Raw genomic sequence first — 16,779 nt, 5'->3', positions numbered from 1 at the left:
GGCGGATAACTCCGACTACAGCAGGTAAGAAAGACCGACGGTCAGGGCGAAAGCGACAACCGAGATCAGGGTTTCCAGCACCGTCCAGGTCTTGAACGTCTGGGCCACCGTCATGTTGAAGTATTCCTTGATCAACCAGAAGCCGCCGTCGTTGACGTGGGAAAAGATAACCGAGCCCGCGCCGGTCGCCAGCACCAGCAGTTCCGGGTGGGGATAACCCAGACCGATGGCCACCGGCGCGACCACGCCGGAAGCCGTGGTCATGGCAACGGTGGCCGAACCGGTGGCAATGCGCATCAACGCGGCGAACAACCAGCCCATGATCAGCGGCGACAGGTGAAATTCGTGAGCCAGGCCGACGATCTGATCAGTGACGCCGGCATCCACCAGAATCCGGTTCAGACCGCCACCGGCGCCCACCAGCAAGGTGATGCTGGCGGTCGGGGCCAGGCATTCGTTGGTGAATTTGAGGATCGATTCGCGGTTGAAACCCTGCGCAATGCCGAGCGTCCAGAAGCTCAACAGCGTCGCCAGCAACAGCGCGATCACCGAGTTGCCGATGAACAACAGGAACTGATTGAAAGCGCTGCCCGGGGTGGAAATCAGGTTGGCCCAGCCGCCGATCAGCATCAGCACCACCGGCAACAGAATGGTCGCCATGGTGATGCCGAAACCCGGCAGGCTGTCGCGGGGTTCGCGTTCGAGGAATTGTTTTTCCAGCGGGTTATCCGCCGGCAACTGAATGCGCGGCACAATGAACTTGGCGTATAGGGGGCCGGCAATGATCGCCGTCGGAATGCCGATGGCAATCGCATACAGCAAGGTCTGCCCGACCGACGCCTGATACGCCTGCACCGCCAGCATCGCCGCCGGGTGCGGCGGCACCAGCGCATGCACCACGGAGAGACCGGCAACCATCGGCAGGCCGACCATCAGAATCGACACGCCGACCCGCCGCGCCACGGTAAAGGCAATCGGCACCAGCAACACGAAACCGACTTCGAAAAACAGCGGCAGCCCCACCAGAAACGCAATGCACACCATCGCCCAGTGCGCGTTCTTCTCGCCAAAGCGCTCGATCAGCGTGCGCGCCATCTGCTCGGCGCCACCGGACTCGGCCATCATCTTGCCGAGCATCGTCCCCAGCGCCACCACCAGCGCAATGTGCCCCAGCGTCTTGCCCACCCCGGCCTCATACGCCCCCACCACCCCGGACGGCGGCATCCCTGCCACCAGCGCCAGGCCAATGGAAATCAGGGTGATGACAATGAACGGATTGAGCCGGTAACGGGCGATCAGAACGATCAGGGCGATGATGGCAATGGCGGCGTACACCAGCAGCCAATAACCGAAGGACGGTGTCATGCGGTACTCCTCGAAAGGGTCACGTTCGAATGGGTTGTGAAACTCATAAATCATTTCGAGACCGAGTTTTCAAACCAAGTGAAAGTAATTTTCGTGGAGGGATAAGGGTTGTCGTTTTTGGATATGTCTTGTCGCGAATAATGAAAATCGCGGGGTGGGATTTTCATAATCCTCGGGCACAAAAAAACCGGTGAAAACAAGCAAGCTTGCTTCCACCGGTCTCGGGAACGTCACCTTTTCAGCGTGGACTCACACCATTTCGTTACGAATCCATTCAACCACCGACGTACGCTTCGGCGCCCAGCCCAGCAGTTCGCGGGCGTGTTTGCCGCGGACGCGGCTGTTGGAGCCGAGGCCGTAGTTGGCCATTTCGTAACCCCACTCGGCTTCGGCGTCTTTCAGTGGCCAGTCTTGTGGCTGGCCCAGATTCAGGGCTTCGGCCATGGCGGTGGTCATGTCGATGAACGACGCTTCGCCGCTTTCGACGAAGTAGAAGGTGCCCGGGACGTTTTTGGTCAGGGCCAGCAGGTACAGCGCCACCACGTCTTCGATGTGCACGTTGGACCAGATGTTCTGACCGGTGCCGACGTGACGCACCACAGCGCTTTTGCGCGCCTGTTTCAGCAGGCGCGGCAGTTGCACGCTGTCGCGATTGACGCCCAGGCTGTGGCCGTAGATCAGGGTGTTGCAGATGACGGCCGAGTTCACGCCGTCCTTCGCTGCGGCGAGGATCAGGTTGTCGATGGCCACGCGTGCGGCCTTGTCGACGGTCGGCTCCGGCAGGTTGTCTTCGAAGTAGATGACGTCGCTGGATTTGCCGCCCGACGCATCACCGACGATGCTCGAACCGCTGGTGTGCAGGAACACTTTGTTCGAGCCGCGCAGGGCATCGAGCAAGGCTTCGACCGCGCCGCGATGATCGCTGCTGGCGGCGTTGATCACGGCGTCGGCGGCGCGGGCCTGTTCGGCCAGCAATGCGTTGTCGTCGAGGGTGCCGATCACCGGGGTGATGCCCAGTGCTTTCAGCTCATTGGCCTGTTCGGCGCTGCGCACCAGACCGGTGACGGTGTGGCCGGCCTGGACCAGACCGGTGGCGATGGAGCCGCCGATAAAACCAGCAGCGCCGGTGACGAATACGTTCATGGAGAAACTCCCTGCGTGAGTAAGTGATGCAACGAGTATCGACCGGCGAGCCCGGTGGAAAAACCCGCCCACAACCAAATCACTGTTGCGCAGGGATCACGAATCAGCCTTTGAAATCGGCGCTGGCGTAAACCGCCAGTTTGCTCTGGATGAAGTCGAGGAAGCACTGGATGCGCAGCGCCAATTGCGAGTTGCGGTAGTACACCGCGTTGATCGGCTGGCGATAACCGCTGTTGAATTCCGCCAGCAACACCTTGAGGCGCCCGGCACGAATGTCGTCGATGGTCATGAAATGCGAGAGGCAGGCAATGCCCTGCCCCTCCAGCGCCAGATGGCGAACCGTCTCGCCGCTGGAGGCGCTGATCGCCGGAGTGATCGGCCAGCGGTCGCCGTGTACATAGCGCAGCGGCCATTGGTTAAGACCTTCGTTCTGGGTGAAGCCGAGCAAGGTGTGTTCATTGAGATCGGCCACTTCCAGCGGTGCACCGTGTTTTTCCACATACGCAGGACTGGCGACGATCAACAGCGGACTGCAACCCAGCGAGCGGGCATGCAACGTCGAATCGGCGAGTGTGCCGATGCGGATGGCGACGTCGGTGCTTTGTTCCAGCAGGTCAATGATCAGGTCATTGCTGTTGAGTTCGAGCTGGATCTCCGGGTACAGCCGGCGGAATTCGTCGATGTACGGCACGACGGCGTGGAGCATGAACGGCGACGCGGCGTTGATCCGCAGTCGCCCTGATGGCGTCTGCTGGCGCGAAGACAGGCGCTCTTCGAGCTGGTCCATCTGGTCGAGGATCAGCTTGGCCTGTTCGAAGAAATACTTGCCCTCCTCGGTCAGGTCCATGCGCCGTGTGGTGCGGTTGATCAGTGTGGTGTCGAGCTTGGCTTCCAGCCGCGACAGCGTGCGGCTGACCGCCGACGGCGTCTGTCCGACCTGCTCGGCGGCGGCGGAGATCGAACCGCATTCGATCACGCAGACGAAAATCTGCAACTCATCGGATCTGGCTTTCACGGGTGTCCTCGAATCGATAGGCCTGCTGCGCAAGCTCAGGCCTTCGATAGTAGCCGAGCGTCAGGCCTTGAGGCCAAACACCTCGGTCAGATGCTGCTCGTAGCGCGCCACATCTGCTTCGATGTTCGGGCGTTTCATCACGTCCACACAGAGGAAGGTCGGCAGGCCGGTCATGCCGAGGAACTCGTTGGCCTTGTGGAACGGGAAGTACACCGCGTCCACGCCTTTGGCTTCGAAGAAGTCGGTCGGGTCATCGAACGCCTGTTGCGGTGCGTTCCAGGTCAGCGACAGCATGTACTGCTTGCCGTGGATCAGACCGCCGCTGCCGTACTTCTGCGACGAATCGGAACGGGTGCGGCCATCGCTGGCGTAGAGGCTGCCGTGGCCTTCGGTGAAGACTTCGTCGATGTACTTTTTCACGGTCCACGGCGCGCCCATCCACCAGCCCGGCATCTGATAGATGATCACGTCGGCCCAGAGGAATTTGGCGACTTCTTCGGCGACGTCGTAACCCTCGTCAATGAAGGTGGTCTTGACGTCGACACCGCCACGATCCAGCACGCTCAGCGCGGCTTCGTGCAAGGTGGTGTTGTAGCGACCGTCGGAGTGGGCGAATTTTTTACCGCCATTGAGCAACAGCACTTTTTTCATGGTAGAGCCTCGATCGGATTCCGATGCGCAGCGCAGAGCGCTGGATGGAGAAGGGGAAAAATGGAATGGCGGCAGATTAGCGATCCGCCTCGCGCGGAATAAGCACCGACGGCGCAAAAATCATTTGAGTAAAACGCACGAATCGATTGCCGATTGTTGCCGTAGGATTGGCCGCCATCTGAATCTGAGGAGTTTTTTGCGATGAGCGAACGCCAGGGTTTCATCCTGCACGCCAAGACCCGCCCGGAAAAAGCCGAGGCTTTCGAAGCGTTTTTCCGCGCTTATGTCGAACCGAGCCGCGCCGAACCCGGCTGCATCGAGTACCACATGCTGCGCGACAAGGAAGACCCGAGCCTGTTCATCTTCTACGAGATCTGGGAAAGCCAGGCGCATCTGGACGTGCACTCGAACCTGCCGCACATGCAGCAGTTTCTGGCCCAGCGCATGGAATACCTGGAGCGGGATTTCGATATCCGCCCGATTGAAATGCTCAGCGCGTCGTCCGCTAGCCGCTGATCAGCAGATGGGCGCCGAGTGCGCCCAGACCGATGAAGAACACCCGCTTGAACAGAACGGCACTGATGCGCTGACGCAGCCATTGGCCGAGCAACATGCCGAGGACAGCGGGGATCAGCGCCAGCAGCGAGGCGCTCAATTCCGCGCCACCGAGCGACCCGCGCCAGAGCAATCCGCCGGCCAATGCCAGGGTCGACACGGTGAAGGACAGGCCCAGCGCCTGCACCAGTTCATCACGGCTCAAGCCCAGGGCCTGCATGTACGGGACGGCGGGAATCACAAACACCCCCGTCGCCGAAGTGATGACGCCGGTGATCACGCCACACAGCGGACCGAGCCACGGCTCATGGCGACGACTGACACTCAGCGTCGGCAGGAACAATCCGCTCAACGCATAGAGCAACAGCGCCGCGCCAAGTCCGCGCACCACCCAATGCCCGCCGGCCATGCCGATCCACAAGGTGCCGATGGCCGTGCCGAGGAAGATCGCCAGCAGCATTGGCCACAGCCGTTTCACCAGCCCCTGCAAATGTCCGCCGAACGCCAGTTGCCAGACGTTGGTGAGGGTTGCCGGAATGATCAGCAACGCCGCAGCCTGCGACGGTGCCATAGCCAGACCGAGCAGCCCCATGGCGACGGTGGGCAGGCCGAGGCCGATCATACCCTTGATCATGCCGGCGACGACGAACGTTGCGATCACCAGCAATGACAGGGCCAGACCGAGGTTTTGATAGAAATGGGCGAGTGCGTTCATGGCCACACTTTGCACCTGCGCGGGTGAACTGAAAATCTGTCATACACTGAGGCTGCCTCTACCTGTACAAGAGGCTTGTTAATTCTTCGCGGCCGCTGGCCTCTTCGTCGGGACCGACACCACTGATATTGAGGCTGCCCCATGCACTTCGACCTCACCGACCTGCGCCTGTACCTGCACATTCTCGACAGCGGCAACATCACCGCCGGCGCCGCCCGCAGCCATCTGTCGCTGGCGGCGGCCAGTGCGCGGATCCGGGCGATGGAAGCGTCGCTGGGCACCGAGTTTCTTGAGCGCGGGCGCCGTGGTGTCAGACCGACGCCGGCCGGTAAAGCCCTGGCGCAACATGCGCGGGTGTTGCTGCAACAGGCCGAACGCCTGCAACAGGATCTGGCCGAGTACGCACGCGGCGTCAAAGGCCAGGTGCGTCTGCTGTGCAACACCACGGCACTCAGCGAATACCTGCCGGAGGTGCTGGCGGATTTCCTGCGCGAGCATCCCAACCTCGACATTGATCTGCAGGAACTGCCCAGCGCCCGCATCACCCATGCCTTGCGTCAGGGCGCAGCGGATCTGGGCATTGTGTCCGACGCGATCGACACCACCGACTTGCAGACCCGAGCCTTTCGCGATGATCCGCTGGTGCTGATTCTGCCTTTGGATCATCCGCTGTCTGACGCGACCGGAGTCAGTTTCAGCGACGCTCTGCGCCATGACTTCGTCGGGCTGCAGGCCGACAGCGCTTTGGCGATTTACCTGGAAGAGCAGGCCCTGCACAGCGGCTCGCGGATGCAGATCCGCATCCGTGCTGATGGTTTCGACGGCGTGATGCGCATGGTGGCCCGAGGTGCCGGTCTGGGCATCGTGCCGCTGGCGGCGGTTCAGCGCGCTGCGCCGCAAGCCTTCAAGACCTTGCCGATGAATGAAGGCTGGGCCAGGCGCAAGCTGTTGCTGTGTGCCCGGGACTTCACTTCCCTCCCCGCCTATGCCCGCGCGTTGCTCGACGCCTTGACTCTGCCCTGAGGGGCAGACTTTACCCTTGGGGTTTCTTCTTCAAGGACAGTGATTATGGGCAAGCGGATTCTGCTGATTCTCGGCCATCCATCCAGCGAAAGTTTTTGCGCGGCACTGGCCGGACGCTATTTGGAATCGGCCCGCGAGGTCGGGCATGAGGTGCGACAACTGCCCCTCGGCCAGCTCGATTTCGACCCGGTCCTGCGCGACGGCTACAGCCGAGCCCAGACACTTGAACCGGATCTGCTCCAGGCTCAGGCCGACCTGCTGTGGGCCGAACATCTGACGCTGGTGTACCCGATCTGGTGGGGTGGAATTCCGGCGCTGCTCAAAGGTTTTTTCGACCGGGTCCTGCTCCCCGGCTTCGCGTTCAAATATCGCGAGGGCAAAGCGTTTCCCGACAAACTCCTGCACGGTCGCAGCGCCCATTTGCTGGTCACCATGGACACGCCGCCCTGGTATTACCGCTGGATCTATCGCATGCCCGGCCTGCACGAAGTGCGCAAGAACACATTGGCGTTCTGCGGGATCGAACCGCGCCGGACGCTGACCTTCGGGCCAGTGCTCGGCGCCAGCGACCATCAACGCGAAACCTGGCTGAAGCAGGCCGGATCGATTGCCCGCCATTGAGTTTTCCGCTATTGGTGCGCATGCCCGCTGACGGAGAAAAGGGATTTGCACATGTACATCGGCCAGGCCGCACAGCGTTCGGGAACCACGATCAAGACCATCCGCCATTACGAGTCGATCGGCCTGCTGCCCGAGGCCCCGCGCCAGGGCAAATACCGGGTTTACGACCCGCAGACGGTCGAACTGCTGAGCTTTATCAAATGCGCGCAGGCGCTGGGTTTTCGCCTCAGGGAATTGCAGGCGATCTTTGCCGGCCAGCCCGAACTGACGCCTTATGAAAAAGCCCGCCGCGCGATTGCCGGCAAGCAACAGGAGATCGCGGTGCAGCTGTTGAAACTCAGCCGACAGCAAGAAGAATTGAGCGCGCTGGAGGCCAGTCTTGAACACGCGCAACAGCAATGCCTGTCGAGCGTATCGACCACAAAATAAGCACAAGGAATAGCTTGCAAGGTACGTATACATACGTACTATATCGCCAGAGCGAACGTGTTGCCCGATACCCGTTTTCGCACAACGACAACGGACAAGGAAGAACGGATCGGCTCCATTAAACCTACATGGAATGAGGTGACGCGATGGTTGATTCAACGGAGTTTCGTAATGCAATGGCGATGCTGGGGAGTGCCGTCACCATCGTCACGACCGATGGCCCTGCGGGGCGATTCGGCTTTACTGCATCGGCGGTGTGCAGCGTGACGGATTCACCGCCCACGCTGCTGGTGTGCGTCAATCGCTCGTCGTCCAATCACGAGCATTTCAAGACCAATGGCGTGCTGTGCGTGAACGTTCTGACCGGCGACCACCAGTCGACCTCCGGCGCGTTTGCCAATCGACAGTTGAGCATGCAAGAGCGCTTTTCCAGCGTGAATTGCCAGACCCTGAAAACCGGTTCGCCGGTGATCGAAGAGGCGCTGGTCAGCCTCGATTGCCGGGTCAGCAAGGTCGACGAGGTTGGCACCCACAGCATCTTCTACTGTGAAATCCTCGAACTGCAGCAGCACAGCGAGGCCACGGAAGGCCTGGTCTATTTCAACCGCAGTTACTACCGTCTGAACGACGAACTGCGCCTGGCACCCGAGCAGTGATCCAGACACCCGCCGGCCTCGGCTGACGCTGGTTGGCGGGTCATGACAGGGATGTAACCATGCTATTCAATGAAGACAACTTCGCGGATATCGACCTGAACCTGATCATCATTTTCCTGGTGCTGTTCCGCGAACGCAGCGTGTCCCGCACGGCCGAACGTCTGCACGTCAAACAACCCGCCATCAGCGGATCGCTGGCACGGCTGCGCAAGCGCTTCGACGATCCGTTGTTTCTGCGCTCGTCGAGAACCATGCGCCCGACCTCGAAAGCCGAGCAACTGGCGCAAGCGCTGACGCCGGCCATCAAGCAGATCGAAGCGGTGATCCGGCTCTGAAAAACCGGCGAAAAAAAACCTGCGGAAGTTCACTCCCGCAGGTTTCATTTTGTCAGGCCGACTTGAGCGCCTGAGCGTACTCAACCCGAGCCCAGAACGCCGGCAGAAAGCACTCGCTGACCAGCAGCGCCGAGCCATTGCGGGTGAAGCGCGAACGCCGGGCCAGCAGCCGTTTGGCCTGTGGCGCGAAGCGATAGGACAGCGCGGCCAACGGCGCACCGGGCGGCAGCAAGGCACACTGGAAGGGTTCGCGCAGGGTCTGCTCCGACGTGTAGAGAATCTCGGCCAGAGGTCGACGGCCATAACCGTTCAGATCCGCCCAGTCGCCATTCAGTGCCGGCACGCTGGTCAGGCTGCGCGCGGTGACGCAGGCCTCGCCGTCGAGCTTCATCACCACTTCGCGCACCCAGCCGATGGTCGCCAGCGGAACGTTCAGCGCTTGTGCTTCTTCAGGATTGAGTGGGCCATGGGACTGCTCGACGACTTCGATTGAATAGTCGCCCATGGCTTTCAGGCGCGGGGTCAAGGCCCCGGGCAAAAACAGCCAGTGATGCTCGGAGCCGGTCAATTCCGACAGCGGTCGCGATGACCAGTAATGACTTGTATCCATACCCGCTCACACCTTCCTGGTGATGGTGAATTGTTGGTTGCCGTGGAAGGCCAACCCTTCACCGGCGGTGTCTGTCACTCGGCTCCGTTTTCTTCGGTCACTTCGTGTTTGCTGATGACGCTGATGGTCTGTTCATCGGTCTTGACCGCCGCCAGCAGCGAGTCGAGCAATCCCGGAAAACGCACGTCCATGTCTTCACGACGCAGGGACAGCAGGTTTTCCCGACCGTAAGGGCGCTGCCAAATCAGACCGCTGTCGCGCAGAACCCGCCAGTGGTGAGTCATGGTCGACTTCGATGCGCCCTTGAGGATCCGGCCGCACGGATGTTCCTGGCCATCGGACAACACTTTCAACACGGTCAGGCGTAGCGGGCTTCCCAATGCGTTCAGCACATTTTCCAGAAGGATCTGATCCTGATTGGGATGATTCGGGACGTTCATAGGTAGGTACCCTTGATGATATAGGCGGGAAAAATCCGGCTTGTATTCGTCTATACGAGAACAGTAAGACTATACACAAGATGTTTTTTCCCCGCGACAGCCGCCCCGGAGGCGGCGTCCCGCAAAACAACTACAAATCGCTGCTCTGCGCTGTCTCCCGCGCGGGCGCCTGGAACCCGCCGCCCAGTGCTGCCATCAACGAAACCGAACTGTCGATGTGCTTGCTGTTGAGGAAGGCCAGGCGCATTTCGTCCTGAATCAATTGTTGCTCGATGTTAAGCGCATCGAGGAACGTGTCCTCCCCGGCCTTGTAGCGCGACTGCGACAGATCGTAAGACGACTGGGCAATCGAACAGGCATCGCGCTGCACGACGATCTGCTGCTCGAAAGAACGCAGCTGCGTGACCGAAATCGCCACCTCATGCAGCGCCGAATTCAACACCCGGTTGTACTGCGCGATGGAGCTGTCGAGTTCGGCATTGCCAGCCTTGAGATCCGAGCGCAGGCGCCCGGCATCGAAGATCGGCAGCGACACCGTCGGCGCCACATTCCAGAACTTGCTGACCCCGGCGAACAGCGCATCTCCCGTCAGTGCATGAGAACCCGCCGCCGCCACCAGATTGATGTTCGGGTAGAACGTGGTCTTCACCGCCTCGACGTTTTTAGTCTCGGCCTCCACGCGCCAACGTGCGGCGACGATGTCCGGACGACGGCCCAACAACTGGGCTGGCAACTGCGCCGGCAAGGCCACCACACTGGCTTGCAGATTCGATGGGCGCTCGAGCGTGTGCGCACGATCAACGCCTTTGCCGATCAGCGCCGACAACTGGAGACGAGCAATTTCAATGTCTTCGTTGGCGCCGATCAGGGTCGATTCCGAACGCGCCTTGAGGCTCTGCACCTGCTTGAGTTGCGACAGGTTGTCGAGGCCCGAGCCGTAACGTGAATCCGTCAGGTCAACCAGTTTGCTCAAGCGTTCGAGATCGCGCTGGTTGAGCTCCGACACCTGCCACGCATACGCCAACTGGTTGTAAGCCTTGACCACATTGGTCGCGAGAATCAGCCGCGACGATTGCAGGTCGACTTCCGCCGCCCTTGCGCTGTTGAGCGCCGACTCCCACGCGGCACGCTGGCCACCCCAGAGGTCGAAGGTGTAGCCGAAATTGACCGCCAGATTGCGTGCGGTGAAATACTTGTGGCCCTCGCCGCTGTAGTCCTCAAAGCGCGACAGCCGACCGCGAGTGACACCCGCCGACGCGTCCATTTCCGGATAACGCTCGGCGTCGCGCAGGTCGAGAAATGCGTTGGCTTTCGCGACCCGGGCAGCGACTTCCTGCAAGTCCGGGTTGCTGGCGTAAGCCTCTTCGATAAGAGCACCCAGACGTGGATCGCCCAGCGATGTCCACCAGTCCGCACGCGGCCATTGGGCCGGTGGCAGTTTGTCTTTCAGGCTGTCGGACGGCGCATCGCCGACCGCCAGCAATTTGCCCTGATGATCGATCCCGGCGTAGTTCACACAACCCGCCGCCAACAGAATGGACGCCGCCAGCGGCGCCAGCATCAAACGTGTAATCGAATGCATGTCACGTCCTCACAGGATGGGTTGCGGCACACCGGCCGGCTCGGCTTCGGGTGCATGGCTCGGTTGCTTGATCGAACTGAGCAGCGTGTACACCGACGGCAGAATGAACAGGGTGAACAAGGTGCCGATCAGCATCCCCACCACAATCACCAGGCCCAGGCCGAAGCGGCTGTTGGCGCCGGCACCGCTGGCGAACAACAGCGGCGCGAGGCCGACCACCATTGCCGCAGTGGTCATCAGGATCGGTCGCAGCCGCACCTGCGCGGCATGCTGAATGGCTTGCACGCGGTCCATGCCTTGCTGGCGCTGCAACTCGTTGGCGAACGCGACCATCAGGATCCCGTGCTTACTGATCAGACCGATCAGCGTGATCAGGCCGATCTGGGTGTAGATGTTCATCGAGGTCATGCCCAGCGCCAGCGGCACCAGCGCTCCGCAGATCGACAACGGCACGCTGATCAAAATGATGAACGGGTCGCGGAAGCTCTCGTATTGCACGCTCAGCACCAGATAGATGATCACCAGGGCCAGGCCGAAGGTGAACGCCAGGCTGTTGCCTTCCTGCACGTATTGGCGGGCGTCGGACTGCCAGTCGAAACTGAAGCCGGCCGGGAAGCCTTCCGATTGTTTTTGCAGGAAGCCCACTGCATCACCCAACGTTACGCCCGGCGCTGGGATGGCCTGGAACGTGGCGGAGTTCTGTTGGTTGAACTGGGTCAGGCGATTCGGCTCGACCTTGACGCTGAGGGTGGCCAGTGTCGACAGCGGGACCGGATTGCCCTTCTGATCCTTCACGTAATACAGCTTCAGGGTTTCCGGGGTCAGGCGATCCGCCGACACCGACTGCGGGATCACGTCATAGGAACGACCGTGGAACGAGAACCGGTTGACGTACTTCTCGCCGATCAGGCTGTTGAGCGTTTCGCCGATGTCCTGCATGCGGATGCCCAGAGCGTTGGCCTTGGCCCGGTCGACCTGGATTTCCACCACCGGGTTGTTGAAGTCCAGATCACTGTCGACCACCGCGAACAGACCGCTGGCCTGCGCCGCCTGCTTGAGCTGATCCATCACGTTGTACAGCGCCAGATATTCCTGATCGCTGCGGATCACCATCTGCACCGGCAGGCCACCGGTAGAGCCCGGCAACGGCGGCATCTGGAACACGAAAATGCTCGTGCCTTCGATCTGGTTCACCCGCGCCTGCAAGTCGGGCTGGATGGTGTTGGCATCGCGGCCGCGTTTTTCCCAGTCCACCAGGTTGATCCCGCCGACGCTGTTGGACAGACCGTCGGAACCGTTCGCCACCCAGTTGCTGTAACCCTCGGGGATTTCGTTGAAGGTCTTGTACAGCTCGTGGGCGTAGGCCTCGAGGTAATTCAGGTTGGCGTGCTGCGGCGCCTTGATTGCGGTCAGCAGGATGTTCTGGTCTTCCAGCGGTGCCAGTTCGGTCTGCGCCGAGCGATAGAGGAACGGCAGGCTGAAGAAGATCACCAGCGCCACGCTCAGGCTGATCCAGCGCCGCGCCAGCGAGCCGCCGAGCAGCGCGCCATAACGACGGGACAGGTACTGGAAGAAACGATCCGCCTTGACCGCCATGAAACCTTCGCTGGTCTTCGCGTCCAGCAGACGGGTACTCATGATCGGCGACAGGGTCAGGGCGACGATGCCGGAAATCACCACAGCACCCGCCAGGGTCAGTGCGAACTCCTTGAACAGCGTGCCGGTGAGGCCGCCCATCAGACCGATCGGCGCGTACACCGCCGCCAGGGTGAAGGTCATCGCCACCACCGGACTGGCCACTTCACGGGCGCCGATCAATGCAGCGTCGAACGGGGTCTTGCCCTCTTCGATGTGACGGTGGACGTTTTCCACCACGACGATGGCGTCGTCCACCACCAGCCCGATGGCGAGCACCATGGCGAGCAGGGTCAGCAGGTTGAGGCTGAAGCCGAACATCTGCATCAGCATCGCCGCGCCGAGCATCGACAGCGGAATCGTCACCAGCGGAATCAGCACGGTGCGGAACGTACCGAGGCACAGGTAGATCACCAGCACCACGATCACCAGCGCTTCGAGCAGGGTGTAGCTCACCTCGTCGATCGACGACTGAATGAAGTGCGCCACTTCGAACGGGATCTGCACGGTCACGCCCGGTGGCAGGGTTTCCTGGATCTGCGGCAGCAATTCACGCACACGTTTGACGATCACCAACGGGTTGCCGGTCGGTGCGGCGTCCAGACCGAGGAACAGCGCCGGTACGTCGCTCATCGCGCCGCTGGTGTCGGTGGAGGCGGCGTTGAGTTCCACAGTGCCAACGTCACGCACACGGATAATGTGGCCGTTGTCGTTGCGCAGCACCATGTCGCGGAAATCTTCGACGCTGTTCAGGTCGGTGTTGACCCGCAGGTTGCTGACCACGTACAGGCCTTTGACCTGACCGGGAGCCGCCTGGAAGTTGTTGCCCTCGATGGCCGCCGAAACGTCCTGCCCGGTCATGCCGTAGCCGGCCAGACGCTGCGGGTCGAGCCACAGGCGCATGGACAGTTTCTGCTCGCCCATGATGTTGATCTTGGCCACCCCTTCGATGCCGGCGAACATCGGTTCGACGACGCGGGAGATGTAATCCGACATCTCCGGAATGGTCAGGTTGGAACTGGCAAACGCGACGTAGGCCACGCTGGTGAAGCCGCCGGAAGTGCGTTCCACCACCGGGTCGTAGGCGTCCTTCGGCAAGCGGTATTTGATCTGGTTGACCTTGGCCATGACCTCCGTGAGCGCCGCGATGGAATCACTGTTCAGTGCCATGCGGATCGTCACCTGGCTGCGGCCCTGGGTCGAGGCCGACGACAGATAGTCGATGCCCTCGACCGAGGCCACGGCCTGGCTGATCGGCTGCGTGACGAAGCCTTGCATCAGTTCCGAAGAGGCGCCGGGATACTGCGTCGTGACCGTGATGGTCGACGTTTCCAGCATCGGGTACTGGCGGATCGGCAGGTTCATCAGCGCGCGCACCCCGAACAGCAGGATCAACGTGCTGACCACCACGGCCAGCACCGGGCGGCGAAGAAAGAGGTCGGTGAAATTCATTTTTCCAGCCCACTGAGTTTAAGAGCAATCGTGTCCGGGACACCTTCCACCGCCACGCCGTCGTGGAGCTTGAGCTGACCGGACGTCACCACTTGCACGCCTTCGGTCAGGCCCTTGTCGACCACCGCCCAGCCATCGCGGCGCTCGCCGACCTTGATGCTTTCACGCTTGACCTTCTGCACGCCGGCCTCGTCGGTGTAGACCGAGAACACGCTCTCGCCGTAGGCGTTGTAGGTGATCGCGGTTTCCGGAATCAGCAGCTCGGCGGTCTGCGGCAGGGTCACCGAGACCCGTGCGTACATGCCGGGACGCAGGCGTTTTTGCGTATCGGTAATGACCGCTTGCACGTTGATCGTGTGGGACTGGTTGATCTGCGGATCGACCGCGACGATCTTGCCGGCGAAGGTCACATCACCCCAGGCATCGACCTTGGCCTGCACGGTCTGGCCCAGTTGCACTTGCGAGCCATCGCGCTCGGCGAGGGTGAAGTTGACGCGCAGCACGCCCGGATCGGTCAGGGTTGCCACCGCGCTGCCGGCCTGCAGGTATTGGCCCAGGTGCGCCTGGCGAATGCCGAGGGTGCCGGCGAACGGCGCACGAATGTGCCGTTGGGCGATCTGCGCCTGCATGCGCTCCATGTCGCCTTTGGCCGCGTCGTATTGAGCGCGGGCACTGTCGAAGGCGCGACGGCTTTCGGCGCCGGTCTTGGCCAGTTCCTGGACCCGGGCGAACTGGGCCTTGGCCGATTCGTACTCGCCTTTCAGGCGAACCAGTTCGCCTTGCTCCGGCGCGTCGTTGAGCTTGAGCAGCACTTGCCCCGCCTTCACTTCATCGCCGGAGTCGAAATCGATGTCCACCACTTTGCCGCTGACTTCAGCCGACACCAGCACCTGACGCTGGGCTTCGAGTTTGCCGATGGCTTCGAGGTAGTAGGTGTACGGTTGTTTCTTGACCACGGCCAGACCGACCCGGGTGCTGGGAATCCGTTGCTCGGCCGCCGCCGGTGGCGGCGACCAGAAACGCCAGCCCAGTGCAGCAGACAACACCACCACAAGAATAATAAAGATCAGCGACTTGATAATGTTTCGAGCAAGCATGTGGCACTCCCTTGACTCTTTGCTGCGAGCACAAAAGTTTGAGTTTTAAGAAAATAAAGGTGCAACTTAAGGCGGGCGCGTTATCGATCCCTGTGAACTTTCACTTGTAAACGCGCCCGCTTTATTTATCCGCTGTTACGCCGCGGCCAGTACGTTGGTTTTATCCAGGTAATACTTGCCGATACCATGCAAGTTCAAAGGCGACAACGTGAAGTGCTTCGAACCGGTGTGGATATCGCGGAAGCAACGCTCCAGGAAGTGCGACTTGTAGACGGCTTTGGAACCGGCCATCGAGTAGATCTGGTTGACCGCATTGACCGAGTTCTCGGTCAGCACCGAGGCTGCCAGGCCGACGCGGGCGCTGACCGGTTCGCCGATGGTTTCACCCCGGTTGATGACCTGATGGATCGCATCTTCCAGCAGCAGTTGTGCGGTGTGCACCGCGGAGATGGCGCGACCGGTCTTCTCGAAGATCACCCCTTCCAGGCCCGGGTCGGTGTTCACGGCGCGGTCATTGCGGAAGTGATCGACCGCAGCCCGGGCCACGCCCAGCACGGTGGACATCGCCGCCAGGGTGCCGAACTCGTAGTAACCGGTGGCGTAGGCCCGGGTGCTGCGCGCTTCGGGGGATTGTTTGAGGGTTTCGACATCCAGCGAGAAAGACTTGTGGACGATCACGCTGGAGCACTGGAAGTGATGGCTGCCGGTGCCGCGCATGCCCAGGGTGTCCCAGGTCGGCAGGATGGTGCACTGGCTGGCGGGCACGAAGAACATCCGCACTTCCGGAGTGGTGTTGTTTTCGGTGCCTTTGACGGTGGCGGTGCAGACCAGCCAGTCGGCGTGGGCCGAGCCGCTGGCGAACGCCCATTTGCCGCTCAGCAGGTACTCGTCGCCCATCGGCAGCGCTTCGCCACCGGAGTGGATGGCGCCGATCACGAAACCGTCGCAGTGGTTGTAGATCGCTTCGGAAGTGGCTTCCGGCAGGTAATCCGACAGGCGCCCCATCGCCACTTGCACCGCAAGCTGCCAGGACAGCGAAGCGTCAAACCGGGCGAATTCCAGCAGCAGGGCCGAGGTGGTCTGGATATCGACCTGGGATCCGCCGAACGCCTTGGACACCGAGGTACGGCCAAAACCTTCCTTGAAGAATCGGGACATCACATCCTTGTGCGTCGCGTTGGTCTGCTCGCTGTAATCGCGGTGCTGAATAATCAGCGGATTCAGTGCACGCACCTTCTCGAGCCATTCATTGGATTCGGAGGGAAGGCTGTTCCATTGCATTAGATTTTTCATAACGGCTCCTAGCTATTATTTATTTACGATCAGCAGACGAAAAAACAGACAGAACTTTTTATTGTTGTTAAACCCCGATAAAAATGTACGTCTACAGTCGTACATTTGACAAGCACTATTATCAGACTTCTTTCATTTCCCAAATAAAAGAGCAATTACTGT

17 protein-coding genes are annotated in these 16,779 nt (G+C 60.9%); 6 read left to right on the top strand and 11 right to left on the bottom strand.

All coding sequences use genetic code 11. The features are described from left to right. Positions 1-15: 15 nt before the first annotated feature. The 4 genes from AC07XZ_RS20485 to mdaB all read right to left on the bottom strand — a co-directional run bounded on the left by AC07XZ_RS20485 (position 16) and on the right by mdaB (position 4,174). Positions 16-1,365: a GntT/GntP/DsdX family permease gene (locus tag AC07XZ_RS20485; protein WP_102687364.1), complete on the bottom strand. Its 1,350-nt coding sequence runs from the start codon at positions 1,363-1,365 to the stop codon at positions 16-18. Between the two features lie 249 nt (positions 1,366-1,614). After that, entirely contained in the window at positions 1,615-2,508 is an 894-nt protein-coding gene (locus AC07XZ_RS20480) for an NAD-dependent epimerase/dehydratase family protein (RefSeq protein ID WP_102687326.1), read from the bottom strand. 103 nt (positions 2,509-2,611) lie between these two features. Continuing rightward, positions 2,612-3,523 carry a LysR family transcriptional regulator gene (locus tag AC07XZ_RS20475; protein ID WP_102687325.1) on the bottom strand — a complete coding sequence of 304 codons (912 nt, stop codon included), beginning with the start codon at positions 3,521-3,523 and terminating at the stop codon, positions 2,612-2,614. A gap of 60 nt (positions 3,524-3,583) precedes the next feature. Further along, entirely contained in the window at positions 3,584-4,174 is a 591-nt protein-coding gene (gene mdaB / locus AC07XZ_RS20470; protein WP_102687324.1) for an NADPH:quinone oxidoreductase MdaB, read from the bottom strand. Positions 4,175-4,375: 201 nt separating this feature from the next. Here mdaB and AC07XZ_RS20465 point away from each other — a divergent pair, with 201 nt between their 5' ends. Further along, on the top strand, positions 4,376-4,690 hold the full coding sequence (locus tag AC07XZ_RS20465; protein ID WP_102687323.1) for a putative quinol monooxygenase: 315 nt from the start codon (positions 4,376-4,378) through the stop codon (positions 4,688-4,690). On the opposite strand, the gene AC07XZ_RS20460 is transcribed toward AC07XZ_RS20465, so the two are convergent. Further along, entirely contained in the window at positions 4,680-5,444 is a 765-nt protein-coding gene (locus tag AC07XZ_RS20460; RefSeq protein ID WP_102687322.1) for a sulfite exporter TauE/SafE family protein, read from the bottom strand. The two genes, AC07XZ_RS20465 and AC07XZ_RS20460, sit on opposite strands and share 11 nt — an antisense overlap. Positions 5,445-5,585: 141 nt before the next feature. Between AC07XZ_RS20460 and AC07XZ_RS20455 the strand changes: the two genes are divergently transcribed. The 5 genes from AC07XZ_RS20455 to AC07XZ_RS20435 all read left to right on the top strand — a co-directional run bounded on the left by AC07XZ_RS20455 (position 5,586) and on the right by AC07XZ_RS20435 (position 8,508). Continuing rightward, positions 5,586-6,467 carry a LysR family transcriptional regulator gene (locus tag AC07XZ_RS20455; protein ID WP_102687321.1) on the top strand — a complete coding sequence of 294 codons (882 nt, stop codon included), beginning with the start codon at positions 5,586-5,588 and terminating at the stop codon, positions 6,465-6,467. A gap of 45 nt (positions 6,468-6,512) precedes the next feature. Beyond that, the gene (locus AC07XZ_RS20450; protein WP_085746848.1) at positions 6,513-7,088 is read left to right on the top strand and encodes an NAD(P)H-dependent oxidoreductase; all 576 of its coding nucleotides are present in this window, start codon (positions 6,513-6,515) and stop codon (positions 7,086-7,088) included. Between the two features lie 51 nt (positions 7,089-7,139). Next, the gene (locus tag AC07XZ_RS20445; RefSeq protein ID WP_102687320.1) at positions 7,140-7,517 is read left to right on the top strand and encodes a MerR family transcriptional regulator; all 378 of its coding nucleotides are present in this window, start codon (positions 7,140-7,142) and stop codon (positions 7,515-7,517) included. A 146-nt stretch (positions 7,518-7,663) separates the two neighbouring features. After that, positions 7,664-8,173, top strand: coding sequence for a flavin reductase (locus AC07XZ_RS20440; RefSeq protein WP_007953834.1), 510 nt, complete (start codon positions 7,664-7,666; stop codon positions 8,171-8,173). A 59-nt stretch (positions 8,174-8,232) separates the two neighbouring features. Further along, entirely contained in the window at positions 8,233-8,508 is a 276-nt protein-coding gene (locus tag AC07XZ_RS20435; protein WP_007953837.1) for a helix-turn-helix domain-containing protein, read from the top strand. Positions 8,509-8,560: 52 nt separating this feature from the next. Here the strand turns inward: AC07XZ_RS20435 and AC07XZ_RS20430 are convergent, their stop codons facing one another. The 6 genes from AC07XZ_RS20430 to AC07XZ_RS20405 all read right to left on the bottom strand — a co-directional run bounded on the left by AC07XZ_RS20430 (position 8,561) and on the right by AC07XZ_RS20405 (position 16,617). Then, entirely contained in the window at positions 8,561-9,118 is a 558-nt protein-coding gene (locus AC07XZ_RS20430; RefSeq protein WP_102687319.1) for a chorismate--pyruvate lyase family protein, read from the bottom strand. A gap of 74 nt (positions 9,119-9,192) precedes the next feature. Beyond that, positions 9,193-9,558, bottom strand: coding sequence for an ArsR/SmtB family transcription factor (locus AC07XZ_RS20425; protein ID WP_102687318.1), 366 nt, complete (start codon positions 9,556-9,558; stop codon positions 9,193-9,195). Between the two features lie 130 nt (positions 9,559-9,688). Beyond that, complete coding sequence (locus AC07XZ_RS20420; RefSeq protein ID WP_102687317.1) at positions 9,689-11,140, bottom strand: efflux transporter outer membrane subunit; 1,452 nt, start codon at positions 11,138-11,140, stop codon at positions 9,689-9,691. Between the two features lie 9 nt (positions 11,141-11,149). Then, complete coding sequence (locus AC07XZ_RS20415) at positions 11,150-14,227, bottom strand: MexW/MexI family multidrug efflux RND transporter permease subunit (protein WP_102687316.1); 3,078 nt, start codon at positions 14,225-14,227, stop codon at positions 11,150-11,152. After that, a complete protein-coding gene (locus AC07XZ_RS20410; protein WP_102687315.1) occupies positions 14,224-15,324 on the bottom strand; it encodes an efflux RND transporter periplasmic adaptor subunit in 1,101 nt (366 codons plus the stop codon). The genes AC07XZ_RS20415 and AC07XZ_RS20410 overlap by 4 nt, the downstream gene beginning before the upstream one ends. 135 nt (positions 15,325-15,459) lie before the next feature. Continuing rightward, on the bottom strand, positions 15,460-16,617 hold the full coding sequence (locus AC07XZ_RS20405; RefSeq protein ID WP_102687314.1) for an acyl-CoA dehydrogenase family protein: 1,158 nt from the start codon (positions 16,615-16,617) through the stop codon (positions 15,460-15,462). Positions 16,618-16,779: the final 162 nt, after the last annotated feature.

This window comes from Pseudomonas sp. GW458-11-26-14-LB4 (assembly GCF_059423925.1).
The sequence above is the reverse complement of the archived record's forward strand: the minus strand, read 5'-3'. Positions and strand labels throughout refer to the sequence as shown.